This is a genomic window from Vibrio sp. 10N.286.45.E10, from assembly GCF_002874195.2.
In the GTDB taxonomy this organism is placed as follows: Bacteria; Pseudomonadota; Gammaproteobacteria; order Enterobacterales; family Vibrionaceae; genus Vibrio; species Vibrio crassostreae.
On record NZ_MCWD02000002.1, the window covers coordinates 1,789,134 to 1,806,206 of the forward strand.

Genomic DNA, 17,073 nt, shown 5'->3' on the forward strand with positions numbered 1-17,073 from the left:
GAACCGCCAACTAGTATAATTCACACCCAACCTACCCTCTCATTTTTCAAAAATAAAAACTCACACTAGTCAATGTGAACCTTAATATATGACCGTTGCGTTAAGATTTCGCAAATTTTTTCAAATCCTTATAACATGACTTGAATTGGAGTTCTTACCATGCGATTGTAATTCAACTGCCCATAAACAACTGTATGATTATGAAAACATTAAAATCCATCGCGCTGCTTTCCACAATTATCGCAGCACCACACGCGTTCGCTGACGTAACAATTGAAGTTCCTTCTAGCGCAGATGCTTTAGTCGAAGTCTTAGCGGTTAACGAAGCTAAGCCTGCTCTTGAGGGTGGCTTTTTCTCTTCAAGCAAAACGATCACCGTGCCAGACGGCGTAAACCAAATCGTTTTCAAATATCAACTTGCTTTCAGCCAAGGTAACGACCGCGAGTTTGTCGATAGCGATACGATTATTGCTACTTTTGATGCGACAGACACAGCATTGACGTTCGATATGCCTAAGTTCCGTAACACCAACGAAGCGAAAAAAGGCCTTCAAAACTTAGATTGGAAACTGGTTGATGAAAACCAAAATGCAATCAGTGTTAAGCAAGACAAACTTATCAAAGATGGCATGCAGATTGGTCGTAAGTACCCGCAAGAAGCGAAAGAATACAACCAGAAAGGTGGCATCGCTGCACTTACAGTAGGTGCTAGTGCGGGCGCAGCAGCAGTTGTCGTACAGCCAGTAACGCTTCCAGCAAAGATTGACGGAAATGCAGCAAATACAGCTGAAGAGATGTTGTATTTCTGGTACGAAAAAGCAGATGCTGAAACAAAGCAGAAATTCAAAGACTACGTGAACAAGTAACTCAACTGTCTTTATTTAAAATCGAGTAGGAGGAGGCCTCACGGCCTCCGTCCTCTCACACCACCGTACAAGCGTGGGTCGCATACGGCGGTTCCGAATATATTTTCAGTGACTCATACCCATCTCGCAATGAGTACAGGCCCAACTCCTCGAACCATTTTATTGGCATGGCGTGATTTAACTGCGGCGTTAAGGCCAAGTGCCACCACCCTTTATCTGACATCGCTACCTTCCACGCGTTGCGCTCCGTTACACCTTGTTGTTGTAACCATGTCGCTATGCCGTATCTGCGTTTGCGTTGTTTTAAGCGGTAACATCGTAGCCGTCGCCGTATCCATTCGTCTAAGCGCTGCAAGCTGCTTTTCCGTATGGCGAGTTTGAAGTAGTGTTGCCAACCTCTTAGGTATTGAGTTAATTCCGCTATGACTGCTTGCAACTCTCGCCCTCGGTTTCGCTTCGTTATCTGCCGCACTCGCTTCTTCATTTGAGTTTGTGCTGCCTTCGATAGATGGATTGTTCCATCTATCCCGAAGCGGTGGCTTAAGTAAGTCCGCTCTGTCACTCTTGTCGCACCACTTTTCTCTCGATTTACCGTGAGCTTCAGCTTTTGCTCCAAGAACTCCGTTATCGACTCTTTAACTCGATAAGCGGCTTCTTCACTATGAACGTAGATTTGGCAGTCGTCTGCATATCGACAGAACTTATGCCCTCTGCGCTCTAACTCTTTATCCAGTTCATCTAATACGATATTGGATAGCAACGGGGATAATGGTCCACCCTGTGGTGTCCCTCTTTGTCTCTGTTCAACCATCCCGTTTCGCATTATGCCTGCCTGTAGATATGACCTGATGAGCTTCAACACTCGTTTATCACTGATGTCCTGTGACAGTCTGTACATCAGTCTATCGTGATTCACTGTGTCGAAGTATTTCGCTAGGTCGATATCTACAACATAACCTCGACCTTCTCGGATGTAATGACTGGCTGCCGTTAATGCATGGTGCGCACTGCGGTTTGGTCTAAATCCGTAACTGCTATTGGAGAACTTGGGGTCATAGATATCTGACAGTACTGAGGTCATTGCCTGTTGGACAACTCTATCAAGCACGGTTGGGATACCTAGTTGCCTTACGCCACCACTAGGTTTAGGGATTTCTACACCAAGTACCGGTTGAGGTTGGTAGCTTCCTTCCAGAAGACTCTGGCGAAGCGCTTGCCCATTTGAAGCCTGTCGAAGTGTTGAGATAGTCGCATCTATGTCGAGTTTGTCGACACCTGCACATCCTTTGTTCTTCTTCACTCTTCGTAGAGCTTGATTCAAGTTGGTTGAAGAGCAGATTTGCTCCATCAACGACGTTGAGATCACCAAGACTCGTCCTCCTGTTTACGCCAATCATGCTTGTCATTCTTCATCACCATGAGCTTTACTTGCTGTATCGCCCATTGGGACGTAGAGATGGTTTTCATCTTGCTATGACCCCACATGATTGAGTGTCTAGTGACTGCTTCTTGATATATTCAGTTCGGGCCTTCCCTTAAGTTGTACTTCCTTAAGGTACTATGCCTTCTGCTGACTTCTTATTGCTCGTCATACCGCATCGCTGCTGTATTAGTCTCTATCGAGACAAGTAATAAGATCTCCCGAGGTAAGACGTTGCTCTTTCCCTTGGCCGTGCCTGATTTATCACTACACACTTCCCGTCGAGGCATCGGGCTATTCTATCTATTGCTAGGTTGCCCAAGTTGTAATGACCTACTATCAGATTTCTGTTCGTCACAACCAAGTTTTGCCATTTGCTTCCTTCAGATTTCACCTCACGGTGAACACCCTTGCATAGGCTAACGGTTCTCGCTCGACTGAGCCCGTAGAGGACTTTCACCTCCTAGATCAACGCCATGCTCGGCGCACAATGAAAGAAGCTGGCACACTGCCAGCTTCTTTTTTGTCTTCATCTAGGTACTTTAGGCTCGTATAGATTAAGCAGACTCAGTGGATACCACTTTGCCATCCACTCTGGTTGGCCATCCTAGCGCTTTATACTCTTCAGCCAGTAAGTATGCACAGCGGCTAGAAATTCTTGTTTTAATCCATTCACCAAGTCCCAATACTTTATATTCCAGTACAGCCATTTTCATAACAATTCTATTCCGCTCTAATTCAATTTATAAATCTAGAGTGAACATTATAGATATTCTCTTGTGGTGTATGTTCCTAAAAGAACACTGTGCATAATTTTTTCATGTGATATTGATTTATCACTGAAGATCCAATCATCCAAAGGTTAGCTGTGCTGTTAGAGATTCACGCTTTAATCTCAGCGACAGGATCGCGCATCATCAAATTCATTGGTGAAATACGCTCATACAAACCCTCTGCATCGGTGATGAACACCTTCCCTCTCTGTATCTTCACTAAACCCTGTTGCTCTATACCTTTAAGCACCTCATTCAACCTGGGTCTCGAGATCCCTGTAATGGTACTCAATTGAGTTTGTGAGATATTTATACTCACGGTCGCACCTGCGATATTGGTTTGGCGTGCAGCAAGCTCCAACAAGACGTAAATGGTTTTCTGTTCTTTTTCATGAATCGAGGATAAGTAAGCTTGCATCCAAATAGATTGTGCTTTGGTCCCACTATGCAGAAGCCATTTGAATACCATGCACTGCTCTTCGGCAAGCGCTAACACCTTCTCGGTGGGAAACAATACCATGGTAATAGGCTCGACCTCCTCTGCCACAGCAAAGAGGTTGTAGTCAGCATGAATAGACAAAGCGCCAATCCAATCTCCTCTTCCAATCACACCACCGGATATGCTTTTCATATTCTCAGTAGAAAACAGATTCCTGCAGAACCACTCAGAATATAGAAAACGCCAGGCAGATTTTGGAATTTCTGGGTAATTTCCAGGCTATGAACACTCGTTTTGAAAACAGCAATCTCGATTAAGCTATCGATCAACTCTTGCGGCAATTCACATGGCCACTCAATTTGTTCACTGATTGTTGGGTCTAACAACGGTGTATTCCTCCTCCGACAATCGCTATGTTTTCGTTATACAGCGTTAGTGCTGCATTTGACACTCCTTCTAAAGGTAGTTCATTACCGCTAGGACGAGATGTTTTTCGGAAAATAAAATCATACTTCTTAGTCAGTTAGGTTACTTCTTACCTAAGAATTGCGTAGAAGCAATATAAAAACGACCAACATATGTCGGTCGTTATAAGACTCTAAGCTACAGAGTTTTTATTGCCGAAGTCTAAACTAGAGACTATTCAGAATCGGCTTTAGAAAGGTAGTCTTGAACACGCTCACGATATTGCTGCTTCAATGACTCTTCGATAAAGCTCGCGTCAATCGCATTCAAAGTAAACTGTGCCAGTTCTTTCTGCGTCATCTCATGAGCTTGGCTCACTGCGTTGAAGTTATCCGACATGTAGCCACCAAAATACGCTGGGTCATCAGAGTTTATGGTTACAGCGACACCCTTCCTCAACAGTTCGACAATGTTGTGCTCTTCCATTACATCAAACACTCGTAATTTGATGTTAGACAATGGACACACGGTCAGCGGCATTTTAGTCTCAATCAATTCGACGATTAAAGCGTCATCTGTCATGCATTGCACACCATGATCCACTCGACTCACGCTGAGCATTTCAATCGTATCCACAATGTTTTGAGCAGGACCTTCTTCCCCTGCATGTGCCACAGTTAAGAAACCCGCTTGTTTCGCTTGTTGGAATACACGTTTGAACTTCTCTGGTGGATGTCCTAATTCAGAAGAATCCAACCCAACCCCGACGATCTTATCTTGATGTTTTAACACATCGGCGAACGTTTGAATGGCGCGCTCTTCAGTCAGGTGACGCAAGAAACAGGCGATAATTTGAGAGGTAATACCCAGCTCTTTTTGCCCCTGTTGAAGTGCACGATGAATACCGTTAATGACCGTGTCGAATGCAATACCACGATCAGTATGTGTCTGAGGATCAAAGAAGATTTCGGTGTGAATAACATTATCAGCCTTACAGCGCTCTAAGTACGCCCATGTTAGGTCATAGAAATCTTGTTCAGTGCGAAGCGCATCTGCACCTTGATAATAGATATCCAGAAACGACTGCAAGTCATCAAATTGGTATGCGCGCCTTAACTGCTCTGGGGATGAGTAAGGTAGCTCAATGCCGTTGCGTTGAGCGAGTTGAAAAAGCAACTCAGGTTCGAGTGAGCCTTCAATGTGTAAATGCAACTCTACTTTTGGAAGCCCTTGAATAAATGCGTTCATATTTCACCTACTATGGATTTTAGGTGTGCACTTACTCTGAATAATAGACAGGAGGTTTTCTTGAACGCTATTACAAAGAGTAAGAACACAATTGTGTTCTAAACCCTTCGTAATCAGCACTTTGCGGGAGCCGGTAGAGACCCCCAAACCATATCATTGGGGTTATACGAAGCAAACGGTTGCTACTATACAGAGTTCAGTGTGAATTTCACTAATCGTTTCTCGATAAAACTAATAAATTACTCAGTAGCATTTAAGAATACTCGCCACACCTTATTCAGAACAACATTCTAATATTAGATTGACACACTTTAGTTATTGCCGCTATTTTGTCTAAAACCATAAAAGACGGTCGATATGAAACACAACCTATTCGCGAGCTTTGAGGATCTCCTCTCTCACCAAACCAAAACTTTGACCGCATGCCAGCCCAAAGATTTCGATAGCACTTTTTTCTTACTGGCAAGAGAAGCGCTCGCTTGGTTTAAGCTCGACAGACTTACCCTATTTCCAAACTCAATGATTCTTCTGGATACAGGAAAAAGTATTTCCGTATCCCAAACAGATACTCCACCGCTTGAAATGGAACGCTTTCTAAAAGGCAATTATCTTGACTACCTTAAGCTTTTACGTTCAAAAGAGTGTTGGCAGTTGTTCCCTGAAGAAACACTAAAGAACCATAAACTCGACCCGTTACGTGTACTTTATGAAGAAGGTGCTCATTGGCATGGGATTGTAAGCCTTTCGTTGTTTGGCCAGCAGTGGGGAGCTATCGGCTTCTCACGGTTCAATCGTTACGATAAGCCAATTGAAGAGGCTGACATGAAGCGAATCAAATTGCTGAGTGATATCTGGCTCTGTTTTTGGCAGCATTCCAAAATGACGCGTAGTGTCACCAGCGATGAAACCAATAATATTAACGAGAGTGAAAAACTATTATTGCTGACCAAAAGGCAGTGTGCGGTTCTGACTCAACTGGCACAAGGTTATACCGCAAAGCAATGTGCTGAGATCCTCTTTTTAAGCCCTAGAACCATTGAGTCACACAAATACCGCATGTTGGATATTTTGGAACTCGACAACCATACCGAACTGATTCAGTTTGCACTGCGAAATGGCTTTGGCATCGATAATCCATAGCGATCTTATCAAGAAATCTGATAGTGACGAATGCTTATAAACACAAAACCCTCAAGCAAATAAAATTTGAGGGTTTTATTAAAATAACCCTGTTAATTAATATCTTACTTCAACTGCTTCAGTTATATAGAGTCACTTCGCCTTCAAAGGTAATCTGGTCGTATTCTCGACATTAGTAACATATCGATGTACTTACCGCCTTTGAACGTACTGAGCCTTTTTGTGCCTTCTAACTGAAAACCTACACGTTCATACAAAGCAATAGCGGCGTGGTTGTCAGCATGAACCTCTAACTCAAGACGCACGAGGTTAAGCCAGTTATCCGCCTGATTGATCGCTTCTTGCATTAACGCCTTACCGACCCCTTTACCATGCATATCCGGGTGAATAGCAATACCAAGACCAGCGCAGTGCCTGTCTCTTACCTTGCTGGTCATGAATAAAGTAATATGGCCCACTACTTTACCGGATACTTCCGCAACTAAAGTGAAATGGTCGGAGTGACCAAACAGTCGCTCCACTTGATCAGAGCTGAGGAAAGGCTTTTGAGAGGTGTTTTCTGATACTGATGGATGGCGATAAATATCAAAAATATCTTGGTTGTCTGTGAGTTCTAGATGTCTAATTTGTATTTCCAAAGCGCTTCCTTACTATCTGATCTTTTTAACTGAACGACTTTCATACTACGGATAGCAACGAGCACCTACAACCTTAAAGATTATAAGTGCTCGAAATAATTAAACAGATAATAAACCCAAAGAAATCTTAGCGTTATACAAAGCTTCGGAATATCTAATCTTTAGAACTTATAGTCGACACCGACGCTCGCGAGTACCTGTTCAGAATTATAGAAGTCGATGTTTGAATCTATGCTTCTTAAACCAAGTAAAGTAATCAATGACCAATCTTCATATCCCATCAAGCCGCCAAACTCGTATGCTAAGAAGGCGCCATATTCGTTCTCTTCACGAGTTTTTTCATAAATCGGATTTGCTTCATCATACTGACGATCACTGGCATCTAATGTGACCACAAAACCATGGCGACCAATTCTCTTAGCGTAATTCAGTTCAATACCGTAGCTATCAAAGCTCAGTGCACCACCCTCCGCATCTGAATTGAAATACACCATAGATGGAACGAACACACCAGCTTGATTAGGCAAGATGAAGGGATACCCTACCTTGGCATACACATAAGTTCGCTCCCTATCGAGCAGTGCTATCTCTTCAGCAGATAAGTTTAGTGAACTCCCTGACAGCTCATCATCTACGTCTGATTCACCAATCGCGAAATCCGTTCGAAAGCCAGTGCCGCCGATGTTAGTCATTTGCAATCGCCCAACATTACCTTTCACATCGGTTTCGTTTCGATTAACGCCAACCGCGTAAGGATCAGACCAAGCCTTACCTGAGATAAGCGTAGGAAGAACAGAAAAATCCAATATGGTGCCACCGGAAAGTTGATGTCTGTAACCAATCTCAAACGCGATGGTACCTGTTGCAATATCCTCTCGTGTCGTACCCGCATACACTTGGTGAGTCAGCGATTCACCAAAAGTATATTGAACGGTACCCAAAAAGCCGAGTAACCCTTGCTTTTCGCTATTCCCTTCCTCAGTGTTGGTTGCTTGATTCGAATCTTGTTCAGTATTCAAATTACTACTGTCAGAGTAGAAACCGGCCAAAACACTGAAGTTACCGCTGAAACCTTCATTTGGAGCAAGGCCACTGTAAGCAGGCATTGAAGCCAATGCAGAAAATACAACTGGTAAAGCAAACCTCATATTCACATCCATTACTTGAATAATCACCCACTAACTATAAGTATCAAGATGCAATTACAACAAGTATTTAACATGGATTTTTTATCCATCTGATGACTTTGGCAGTTGAAGTAAGTGTCACGAGGGTGCAATAAGTTGATCTATCGCTTTTAGGCTTTCGTAATACCTCTCGGAAATAACAGACAAACTCAAAGGACTACAATATGTTTAATCACTTAAGCAAAACCCTGTCAGTACTGTTCGCAACACTTCTTTTCACAGCTTTCGCTCACGCGAATCATCACGGTATGAAGAAAGACATCGTTGATGTGGCAGCAGAAAACGGCTCGTTCACCACCCTAGTTGCGGCGGTAAAAGCAGCAGGCTTAGTAGATACATTGAAAGGCGACGGACCATTTACCGTTTTTGCTCCAACCGATGAGGCTTTTGCAGCATTGCCAGAGGGAACGGTCGATATGCTGTTGAAACCAGAGAATAAAGACAAGTTAGTCGCAGTACTGACTTATCATGTCGTACCTGGGAAAATTATGGCGGCTGAAGTAATGAAACTGAACAGTGCAGTCACAGTCCAAGGTGAAGCTGTAATGGTAGGGATTGATCATGGCAGTGTGATGATCAACAAAGCTAAAGTCGTGATGCCAGACGTTGAAGCAAGCAATGGTGTCATCCATGTTATTGATGCGGTACTGCTACCAAAATAATCAATGGGTAAAGCCAGTAATAAGCCTTCAAAAATTCTTTAAAGGGTGTGACTCGTTCGCACCCTTTTCGTGTTTAGAGATAACTGAGTTTCGTCATCAAAGAAGGCGAACTTTCTTTTGCGTGTTCAGCTAGACAAACAAACGTCCGAATATCAAAAAAGCCGCCATCGACACGACCTTGGTAAACACCACTACCCAAATACAGTCACCAATACTCGCGTGTGTTGCCTTCCCGAGAAGGAATACAAAAAGGATCAACCCGAGAGCCCACCCTACAGTTGGAATCAACGACACTAGAGCAACGATAACAGCGATGGTAAGGAGGGATTTAAAGTCGGCAACAACGAATGACATTTTCGACGCAATGTACATGCAACATGCCGTGATTAAAGCGTCCATTACAAACGCCAAAGCTTCTATTCCCACTTGGATTCCTTAATTAAACTAAATCAGCCTGCATACTATATGCAACCCGGAAAAAGTTCTTAAGAACATGGTAAAAAACCCACCAACAAATGTCGCAAATTTGAGAATTATGAGAAATAAAATCCGGTCATTCATGTCGGTTATTTCTTATGTTTTTCAAACCCTTTGGTTAATGCTTCGGGACGAGCTGTATTCGTTTATTGATAGGAATCGGAGACATCTTTGTCTTCTCGACTGATACACAGCACATACAGATTGATAACGACAGAAAAGAAAGAAATAACGACGACAAAGATCGGGAATAACCCTTCGAAGCCGAACTTCAAGGCCAGTACCCCTGCCGCCAATAAGAGAGAGGAAATTAAGACGAGGATCTTATTACTAAGTACAATATTCATGAGCCACATTCCATGTAGTCTTTATTAGTTTAGATTAGACCAATAAAGATGCACATAACTCGAAGCCGCCAACACTATTGATAGTTAGCTCAGGCTATTAGATTACTTTCTCCATCACGTAATTCGTCAGTTTTACGCCTCGCATGTCAACTTCTTGCTCATTCACAACCTTGAATCCAAGATGTTCATAGAAAGGTCTGGCGGTAATACTCACCTCTGAGAAGTATCGAGAAACACCGCGAACTCTGCCGACTGAAAATACATGCTCCATCAAAGCTCTTCCTACCCCCTTTCCTTGATATTCATGGTGACAGAAAAAATGGTCAATCAAGCCATTGGGTTGCAAGTCAGTATAGCCAACAACGCGCCCGTCTAACTCGGCCACAAAGGGCTGTATACGGCGAAGACATTTGTCCCACAGTTCCGAATCAAAATCACTTGGTGCCCAAGCCTCGACTTGTTCTTGAGAGTAATCGCGAACGTTGATGTTACGGACGGTATGAAAATAAATCTCCCATAACGCTTTGTTATCACTAGGTTGGTAATTTCTAATTCTAACCACGACATAATCCTTTCATGTATTTAGTGTATTGGACAAGTACCGTATTGCCCCTAAGCGCTCTCTAAATGAGTCGATTCTAGAACAAAGAGATTCAACGATAAAATACAGCCAACCAGATCGTCACAACGTTTTCCACCGTACCAATCACCTTATGCTTTTCTCTCCCAGCAATGTTGATGTAATCCCCTTTAGACAAGGTAACAACACGTCCATCTTCAAACTCGATGACGCCTTGACCTTCGAGCACCATTACCCATTCATTCTCATCTTGGTTGTACCACCCCTCTTCTGGTGAACTGTGTCCATGTGACAGAATTCGCTCAATTCGAATATTCTCGTTACTAATGAGAGCGTTGAACATCTCATTGGGCAGCGACGAAGGGATATCAGCGTAGATATTTGGCATCGAGCTCTCCTAAATCTTGAATCATCGTCATGCGGTGTACTTTATTGCGTAGCAACAGATTCAAACTCTAAGCTATCGCATTCTTTTTGAAGTAAAAACGGTAATAACCCACCAAGTTGCTGCAAATAAACAGCGCTTCCATAAGAACCGCTGTTGGCGAGCCAACTAAATAATTGTGAACCAACCAAAAACTGGTGCCGATGATCATCAATTCTCTTAAGCGGCGGTCATCCTTATTAAACGCAGCGAAGGTTTGAAATACGGAAGCAAAGCAACTCAGTACGCTAGTCAGCCCCGAATAAGTCACGGCCGTTGCGACCACCGACATCGAACAGAATAAATATTTAAACTTAGACGAGGTAGAAAATACGCTCGTCAAATAGCGAATCGTGGCAATCGTCATTAGGCTCGCCGCTGTCCATTGCTCGAGTAGAATAAAGTGACTCGAAATAAGCACACCGGCAAAGAACAGACAAGTGACGATTTTCTTCCTTTCCTTGAACTGGAATGACAGAAGATCGAAGCAAATCGCAATGGCGACTAAGACTTGAGATAGATAAAACGCAGACACAGTGATTCCTTCAATAATAACTTACGCTTTAGCCGCTTCATTCAATCAATCATCGAACGAACTCGCTTGATGCGCTCAAACAGATACAGCCAATAACGCTTTAAATCTTCAACACACCACTAATCACAGTGGTCGCAGAACCGATTAGCTTTATTCGCCCATTAGCTAATAGCTCTGTCGACATATAGCCACCACGACGAGACGCCTGATACGCACTGAAGCTGCTTTTGTTTAGCTTTTCTGCCCAGTGCTGCGTCAATGCACAATGCGCCGACCCTGTCACAGGATCTTCATTTACCCCAACCCATGGTGCAAAATAACGAGAAACAAAATCAAGCTCAGTATTCGATGAAAGCGCTGTCACGACAACGCCTCGCCCTTTAATACCTTTTAAAGCATCAAAATTTGGTGAAAGGCCCAGTAGCACTCGCTCGTCAGACACTTCGATTAGCTGCTTGGAATCAAACTCTCGGAATGAAACGACTTGGTTCGACTCTAAACCAAGATGTTCGAGCAACATGAGGTTGGGCTCAGTAAACAATGATAACTGTGTACTAGGGAAATCAAGCTCAATAGACGATTCACAAACTGCGGCAGACAACTCCCCAGATAAGGTATTAAATATGACCCTATCCCCTGTGTTGAGCAGACCTTGCTCTTTCATCACATGAACGGTTGCCAGTGTACCGTGCCCACACAGCTTCACTTCTACTTCTGGAGTGAACCATTTAAGTGTCATAGTGTTAAGTGACAAAAAAGCCGTTTCGGATACAGCCATCTCTTCAGCAATTGAAAACATTAACGACTCACCCAATGGCTCTTTGGAAATACAGACCCCTGCGGGGTTTCCTTTAAAAGCTTGAGTTGTGAACGAATCCACTTGATATATCTCTAAATTCACAATGTTTCCTAGCTTTGAGATCGGATAAATATTTTGCCTACAATAAGCACAAATACACTGTGCTACAAGTCTTAAACAGAAATTTTATTAATAGTTATTTGAAGAGTAAGGAAAGATAAACAAAGAGTTATGAAAAGAATTGGTGGATGAAGCAGAAGGTTTAATATCGGGCAAGCACTAGATAAAACGTATCAGACAAGGTAGGAAACATACGCACATTCGCGGCACATAAGCATTGTATCGTGCCACAAACGTGAAGTTACTCAGCAATGATGACTCAAATTGAACCTATTGACGTACTAGCGCAGATTTCACAATGGTCAAACCAAGTAGGCCTAGCATTACTCCTGTCACTTTATCAATATAGTAAGCAACACGCGTAAACTCTTGACGTACTTTGGGCGCAGATAACAGGAAGATGATCGCCGCATCCCATATAAAGACAACCACCGTCATCCAAATACCTAGCCCAAACTTAAACATGAAGCCAATATCTTTGTTCAATACCACCGTGAATAAGCTCAAATAGAACAATAGGTTTTTAGGATTAAGGATTCCAGATAGAAAACCGGTGAGGAATTCTTTAAAAAAAGTCGTTTGGTTGAAGCTATCTCCTTCGGTAACATCCATATTATTGTAATTACATTTCTTCGCTCTTATGGCTTGCACTGCAAGATAAACAAGAAACACTCCACCAATTATCTTGAGTGCAATCATAATAGAAACGGATGCTGCCAAAATCGAGCCTACGCCAACTAGGCACAAAGCAATGTAAACCGCATTCGCACTGGCAATACCGAATGCAACGCCTAGGGCTTTTTTTCCCTTATTTCGAACAGCACTCTTCACCACAATCACAAAATCTGGTCCTGGGCTTAATAGCGCCAAAAAGTGAGCAATCGCCACGGTAACAAAAATTCCAACTAAACCTGCATCCATAAACCAACCTCCTTATCGTTCAATTAATGCCCTACTATTGCATAAATAACGAAAAAATGCTCAAGTAGTTGAATATATATTTACTAGTAACCTAATAACCAAACAAATCCCGTGTTTTCATCGGTCAAGGGTTGATATCCCCTTGATTTAACGTAGTGATGTTGTGTTAAAGCTTACTTTTGGCTCCAATTAGGTTATAGGATTTTTCCACCTGGATGCATTGCGTGATGTTGAAGTGAAATTAGAGACCTAAATTTGAGCTATGTCGCAAAATTTGGGCTACGATTTAGTTAAGCAAAGTAGGAAAGGAATCCGTCAGTGAAAGCATTTTATATTTCAGTTCTTGCGTCATCATCTTTTTTAACTGGCACTGCCTTTAGCCAACAGGATGAGATTTATCTCTACAATTGGGATGAATTTCTATCCGATAGCGTCGTGACCGAACTAAGCGACACGTACGGCATTTATTTGAAACAGCAGTTTTTTTCTGACGAGTCGATCAGAGATGAAGTGCTATTAAGCGAACGTCGGGGCGCATTTGAGCTAGTGATTATAGAAAGTGTAAAGCTCAATGCGTTAGCCAAGCAGAACCTGTTTCACAACCTCAGTGAGTTACAACAATCCATTACGGATAACATCGATTCAAGGTGGGTCGAAGGATGTGGCGAGTATGGCATCCCCTATGCTTGGGGAACGACGGGAATCTTATATCGAAGTGACAAATTAAACCCTCCTACCTCTTGGAAAGCTCTTCTTGAACCAGACACGAACAGCAGTGGTCGCATAAGTATGTATTACGAACCAACCGATCTAGTGGGTACCGCGTTGCTAGCAAATGGGTTTGATCCATTCACTAATAACGAGCAAGAACTACGCATAGCTTACAAGACTCTGCAAGCACAAAAGCCTCATATAGAAAGTAGCGAATACGTCATTGACTATACCCACCAACCTGAACGTCTCGCAGATATAGATCTCGCCTACGGCTACTCCGGTGACAGCTATGTACTGAATGATGCCGACCCTAATGCCTCATGGACCTATATTGTCCCTCAGGAGGGCACCACATTATGGTTGGAGTGTATTGCAGCAATTAACAACGGTGAGCTATCTCCACAAGCGATAACAATTCTATCATTCTTAACTCAACCCGAGATCGCCGCTCAAAACGCGATGGGGTCATGGTTTGCGACTCCAAGTTCAAAAGCAAAAGCCCTGACCACTCAAGAATATCAGAATGATCCTGAGCTTTTCCCTAGCAAAGAGGTATTAGAGCGTAGCCATCTATATGAACAACTCGAACCCAATAGTATTCAAATTCGTAACCGCATTGTCGACAGTCTAAGATAATTAATGTCAGTATTAAAGAAGCTCTATTTTGTACTCATTCCCACGTTATTGTTCGTGTTTGCAATGGGCGGGATGGTTACTTATAACTTAGCCTCCAACCACGTAAAACATATGTACTTAGACGAAGTTCAGTCCGACGTGAACACCGCTCTAGTGGCCGCTGAGTACGAACAACTTGGCCTATCTTTACTAGTAAAAGATATTGGTTCATCCCTACAGTTCTTGAGATATATTCAAAACCCTGGTGACTACACCACCCTATCTCTATTAGAGAAAAGAGTACTTCGAGTCTTAAACCAAAGTCATGTTAATCAATTTGGTCAACGTAATATCTATGTCGTAAATCCTAAATTCAAATTAACGCTTTCTACTTTACGATCAGACCCTTTCGAGGGATTAAAAACCCCAGATAACATCTATGAAAAAGTCTTCGATATCTATACCTCGTTAATCAATAGAAACGAGCTGTCTTATGAAGGTTTCTCTTATATCTCTGTGAGTGGTGAGCTTAGATATGCTTACGTTACCGCGATCGACCCTTATTTAGTCCCGCAAGACAAGCGCGCGAACAACAGTCTAAATCGATATATATTAATTGCAGACGGACCATTAAAACAGTTGTCTAATTTGCTCAACAAATACAACGATGATGACAACATGCAACTACTAATTGAACCGTCATCAAACACAGAACATATCGAAAATACGCAGTTCGTCATCAAGTCGTTTGAACAAACCAAAGACCGTATCAAAGTTGAGATGAACAGCCGTCACTTCCTTGCCCAAGTTAATATCCGCGAAAAAAAATTCAATCAAGAAAAGTCCATTATCGCTCAGAAGACCTTACTTGGTTGCTTGACAACATTATTCATAATCATGCTCATCGTACACATGGTCGTCCGCTATCAATTAGTTCGCCCACTGAAAGACTTGTTACACGAGATCTCCATTGGCGGACTCAAACTTAGATATTTCAAACGCTCATCTGGTCAAAGTGAGATCGATGGTCTTAAGAACGCTTACATTGATTCACTAACGGAATTGAAATTTGAAGCTGAGTTCGATCAATTAACAAAGTTGGCCAACCGACGCTCGTTCATTCGACACCTAGATGTACGTATAAAAAGTTCAATGCGCCCACACTGTTACTTGGTTTGTTGGGATATTATCGACTTCCGTAAAATCAATGATTTATATGGCGCTAAAGTGGGTGACAATGTGCTCGTTAGTCTAGCCAAAGTACTAAGAGAAACCTTACAGAACCAACAATCCTCTTTTGGCTTTAGTTGCAGCGACTATTCAGTAGCAAGGTTGGGAGGAAACCAGTTCATTGCCATATTAGAAATAGGTGACCATCAGTCAATAAACGAAGAAATTGAGAACATTAACCACACTCTTACGGGAACGACTTTCCTCGATTACTATGGTTTTAGGCTCTCGATTGCAACGGGTGTTCTGCCTGTCGACACCCCCAAATTTGAAGAGGTATGGCACCGATGTATTGATGCTATGTTGATTAATGCTAAGAATCACAGCGATGGGGAGAGCAGGATTGTTTATGGCGAAGAGTTACTCCACTCACTTGAAAGGCATGATGTTATCGAAAAAAGACTATTGGAGTGCTGCGAGAGCGACAACTTTGAACTTCGCTTTATGCCTATTTTCAATGCTAAAACACTTCAGATTGACGGAGCAGAATGTCTGATTCGCTGCCCAGCTCTATTTGATATAAAGGCAGGACCAGATGAGTTCATTCCAGTCGCAGAGAAAAGTAATTTAATATCCAAACTCGACATGTGGGTCATTAGTTCCGCAATCAAGAGCTATAAAGAGCTTTCAGATATTCACCAATACAGTGGCACCTTGTCCATTAACATCTCGGCGATGGAGCTCTACAACCGTAACTTTGCCGACAATGTTCGGAAGGTACTCGAGCGTTATAAAGTTCCGCCTTGCAATATCATTATAGAGATTACCGAAACCAGTTACGTTAAAAGCAGCAAACTTACGGTGCAGACCATTGAGAGTATCAGAAGCTTAGGTTTAAAAGTTTCCCTTGACGACTTCGGTACGGGTTACACAGCATTTAACCAACTTCTCCATTACCCTGTTGACGAACTTAAAATTGATAAGAGCTTTATCGATAATATCGTCGACGATAAGGCTGACCGCAAGATGGTCGAATCCATGGTTAACTTAGGACACTCTTGTAACACCTTCGTTGTAGGTGAAGGAGTCGAATCTCTTGAACAGTATCATCTTCTTCGAAAAGCCAACTGCGACCTCATTCAGGGCTATTTATTCAGCCAACCGTTAACTTACATTGAGTTTATTGAATTTGTCCGTGACCATAATCCACAAGCCATTCTAGACCAACAATCGCTTTTAGAACCAAACTCTTGCGAAAGGGTTGTGTCACTAAATCAAAAACAATAGTCGTGTTTCGGTAAGCTCGATGACTTAACAACCATGGCTAAACCTCTGCTTCATTATCATCTGAATAAACCTCCTGCAATAAGCACAGACTCACCGATACGCTTGAACTAACAGTTCCTATAGACAAGCCCGAATAAATAAATGAAGCCCTCTTCTGGCTCATAAGCCAACATATTAATGAGGGTAACAAGTTAGTACGTAAGCTAAGCTGACCAAGCTAATAAATTTAGCTTGGTCAGCTTCATTAAGACTCTTAACGTAGACATACAAGTACCAATAAGATGAGGTATCAGTAGGGAGGGATAA

Annotated in this window: 17 protein-coding genes, 1 pseudogene and 1 riboswitch; of the genes and pseudogenes, 5 read left to right on the forward strand and 13 right to left on the reverse strand. The window is 42.5% G+C overall.

Annotation, left to right across the window (positions count from 1 at the left end; genetic code table 11):
• Window positions 1-200: 200 nt before the first annotated feature.
• Complete coding sequence (locus tag BCU34_RS20945) at window positions 201-866, forward strand: DUF2057 family protein (protein ID WP_102479209.1); 666 nt, start codon at window positions 201-203, stop codon at window positions 864-866.
• A gap of 55 nt (window positions 867-921) precedes the next feature.
• Here the strand turns inward: BCU34_RS20945 and ltrA are convergent, their stop codons facing one another.
• The 4 genes and pseudogenes from ltrA to BCU34_RS20965 all read right to left on the reverse strand — a co-directional run bounded on the left by ltrA (window position 922) and on the right by BCU34_RS20965 (window position 5,151).
• Window positions 922-2,214 carry a group II intron reverse transcriptase/maturase gene (gene ltrA / locus BCU34_RS20950; protein ID WP_170962452.1) on the reverse strand — a complete coding sequence of 431 codons (1,293 nt, stop codon included), beginning with the start codon at window positions 2,212-2,214 and terminating at the stop codon, window positions 922-924.
• Window positions 2,215-2,843: 629 nt separating this feature from the next.
• Window positions 2,844-3,002: a hypothetical protein gene (locus tag BCU34_RS20955; RefSeq protein ID WP_170961283.1), complete on the reverse strand. Its 159-nt coding sequence runs from the start codon at window positions 3,000-3,002 to the stop codon at window positions 2,844-2,846.
• Between the two features lie 166 nt (window positions 3,003-3,168).
• Window positions 3,169-3,884: pseudogene (locus tag BCU34_RS20960) on the reverse strand (Crp/Fnr family transcriptional regulator).
• Between the two features lie 253 nt (window positions 3,885-4,137).
• A complete protein-coding gene (locus BCU34_RS20965; RefSeq protein WP_102479645.1) occupies window positions 4,138-5,151 on the reverse strand; it encodes an adenosine deaminase in 1,014 nt (337 codons plus the stop codon).
• 90 nt (window positions 5,152-5,241) lie between these two features.
• Window positions 5,242-5,341, reverse strand: a riboswitch (purine riboswitch).
• Window positions 5,342-5,508: 167 nt separating this feature from the next.
• On the opposite strand from BCU34_RS20965, the gene BCU34_RS20970 reads away from it, so the two are divergent.
• Window positions 5,509-6,291 (forward strand): LuxR C-terminal-related transcriptional regulator, encoded by a 783-nt coding sequence (locus tag BCU34_RS20970; protein ID WP_102431223.1) that lies wholly within the window; start codon window positions 5,509-5,511, stop codon window positions 6,289-6,291.
• A gap of 143 nt (window positions 6,292-6,434) precedes the next feature.
• Here BCU34_RS20970 and BCU34_RS20975 read toward each other — a convergent pair whose 3' ends face one another.
• Both BCU34_RS20975 and BCU34_RS20980 read right to left on the reverse strand, forming a co-directional pair.
• Window positions 6,435-6,929 (reverse strand): GNAT family N-acetyltransferase, encoded by a 495-nt coding sequence (locus BCU34_RS20975; protein ID WP_102431224.1) that lies wholly within the window; start codon window positions 6,927-6,929, stop codon window positions 6,435-6,437.
• Between the two features lie 161 nt (window positions 6,930-7,090).
• Window positions 7,091-8,077: a DUF2860 family protein gene (locus BCU34_RS20980; RefSeq protein WP_102479646.1), complete on the reverse strand. Its 987-nt coding sequence runs from the start codon at window positions 8,075-8,077 to the stop codon at window positions 7,091-7,093.
• A 203-nt stretch (window positions 8,078-8,280) separates the two neighbouring features.
• Here BCU34_RS20980 and BCU34_RS20985 point away from each other — a divergent pair, with 203 nt between their 5' ends.
• Entirely contained in the window at window positions 8,281-8,778 is a 498-nt protein-coding gene (locus BCU34_RS20985) for a fasciclin domain-containing protein (RefSeq protein ID WP_048660303.1), read from the forward strand.
• Window positions 8,779-8,907: 129 nt separating this feature from the next.
• Here the strand turns inward: BCU34_RS20985 and BCU34_RS20990 are convergent, their stop codons facing one another.
• The 7 genes from BCU34_RS20990 to BCU34_RS21020 form a co-directional block, all read right to left on the reverse strand.
• A complete protein-coding gene (locus BCU34_RS20990; RefSeq protein ID WP_048660304.1) occupies window positions 8,908-9,204 on the reverse strand; it encodes a hypothetical protein in 297 nt (98 codons plus the stop codon).
• 197 nt (window positions 9,205-9,401) lie between these two features.
• Window positions 9,402-9,602, reverse strand: a complete 201-nt coding sequence (locus tag BCU34_RS20995) for a hypothetical protein (RefSeq protein ID WP_157934949.1) — start codon at window positions 9,600-9,602, stop codon at window positions 9,402-9,404.
• Window positions 9,603-9,699: 97 nt separating this feature from the next.
• Window positions 9,700-10,164, reverse strand: coding sequence for a GNAT family N-acetyltransferase (locus tag BCU34_RS21000; RefSeq protein WP_048663458.1), 465 nt, complete (start codon window positions 10,162-10,164; stop codon window positions 9,700-9,702).
• 91 nt (window positions 10,165-10,255) lie between these two features.
• Window positions 10,256-10,570 carry a cupin domain-containing protein gene (locus tag BCU34_RS21005; protein WP_102479648.1) on the reverse strand — a complete coding sequence of 105 codons (315 nt, stop codon included), beginning with the start codon at window positions 10,568-10,570 and terminating at the stop codon, window positions 10,256-10,258.
• Between the two features lie 67 nt (window positions 10,571-10,637).
• Entirely contained in the window at window positions 10,638-11,141 is a 504-nt protein-coding gene (locus BCU34_RS21010) for a YgjV family protein (protein WP_048660308.1), read from the reverse strand.
• Between the two features lie 100 nt (window positions 11,142-11,241).
• The gene (locus BCU34_RS21015; RefSeq protein WP_102431229.1) at window positions 11,242-12,042 is read right to left on the reverse strand and encodes a PhzF family phenazine biosynthesis protein; all 801 of its coding nucleotides are present in this window, start codon (window positions 12,040-12,042) and stop codon (window positions 11,242-11,244) included.
• Window positions 12,043-12,330: 288 nt separating this feature from the next.
• Complete coding sequence (locus BCU34_RS21020; RefSeq protein WP_102479649.1) at window positions 12,331-12,981, reverse strand: LysE family translocator; 651 nt, start codon at window positions 12,979-12,981, stop codon at window positions 12,331-12,333.
• A gap of 318 nt (window positions 12,982-13,299) precedes the next feature.
• Here BCU34_RS21020 and BCU34_RS21025 point away from each other — a divergent pair, with 318 nt between their 5' ends.
• A complete protein-coding gene (locus BCU34_RS21025) occupies window positions 13,300-14,331 on the forward strand; it encodes an ABC transporter substrate-binding protein (protein ID WP_102479650.1) in 1,032 nt (343 codons plus the stop codon).
• Between the two features lie 3 nt (window positions 14,332-14,334).
• Window positions 14,335-16,767 (forward strand): putative bifunctional diguanylate cyclase/phosphodiesterase, encoded by a 2,433-nt coding sequence (locus tag BCU34_RS21030; RefSeq protein ID WP_102479651.1) that lies wholly within the window; start codon window positions 14,335-14,337, stop codon window positions 16,765-16,767.
• Window positions 16,768-17,073: the final 306 nt, after the last annotated feature.

What these genes read in the sequence shown, in the direction of transcription:
- BCU34_RS21030 (WP_102479651.1), top strand. Translation starts at nt 14,335, where the DNA reads ATGTCAGTATTAAAGAAGCTCTATTTTGTACTCATTCCCACGTTATTG.
- BCU34_RS21020 (WP_102479649.1), bottom strand. Translation starts at nt 12,981, where the DNA reads ATGGATGCAGGTTTAGTTGGAATTTTTGTTACCGTGGCGATTGCTCAC.
- BCU34_RS20985 (WP_048660303.1), top strand. Translation starts at nt 8,281, where the DNA reads ATGTTTAATCACTTAAGCAAAACCCTGTCAGTACTGTTCGCAACACTT.
- BCU34_RS20955 (WP_170961283.1), bottom strand. Translation starts at nt 3,002, where the DNA reads ATGAAAATGGCTGTACTGGAATATAAAGTATTGGGACTTGGTGAATGG.
- ltrA (WP_170962452.1), bottom strand. Translation starts at nt 2,214, where the DNA reads ATGGAGCAAATCTGCTCTTCAACCAACTTGAATCAAGCTCTACGAAGA.
- BCU34_RS20965 (WP_102479645.1), bottom strand. Translation starts at nt 5,151, where the DNA reads ATGAACGCATTTATTCAAGGGCTTCCAAAAGTAGAGTTGCATTTACAC.
- BCU34_RS20980 (WP_102479646.1), bottom strand. Translation starts at nt 8,077, where the DNA reads ATGAGGTTTGCTTTACCAGTTGTATTTTCTGCATTGGCTTCAATGCCT.
- BCU34_RS20945 (WP_102479209.1), top strand. Translation starts at nt 201, where the DNA reads ATGAAAACATTAAAATCCATCGCGCTGCTTTCCACAATTATCGCAGCA.
- BCU34_RS21005 (WP_102479648.1), bottom strand. Translation starts at nt 10,570, where the DNA reads ATGCCAAATATCTACGCTGATATCCCTTCGTCGCTGCCCAATGAGATG.
- BCU34_RS20995 (WP_157934949.1), bottom strand. Translation starts at nt 9,602, where the DNA reads ATGAATATTGTACTTAGTAATAAGATCCTCGTCTTAATTTCCTCTCTC.
- BCU34_RS20970 (WP_102431223.1), top strand. Translation starts at nt 5,509, where the DNA reads ATGAAACACAACCTATTCGCGAGCTTTGAGGATCTCCTCTCTCACCAA.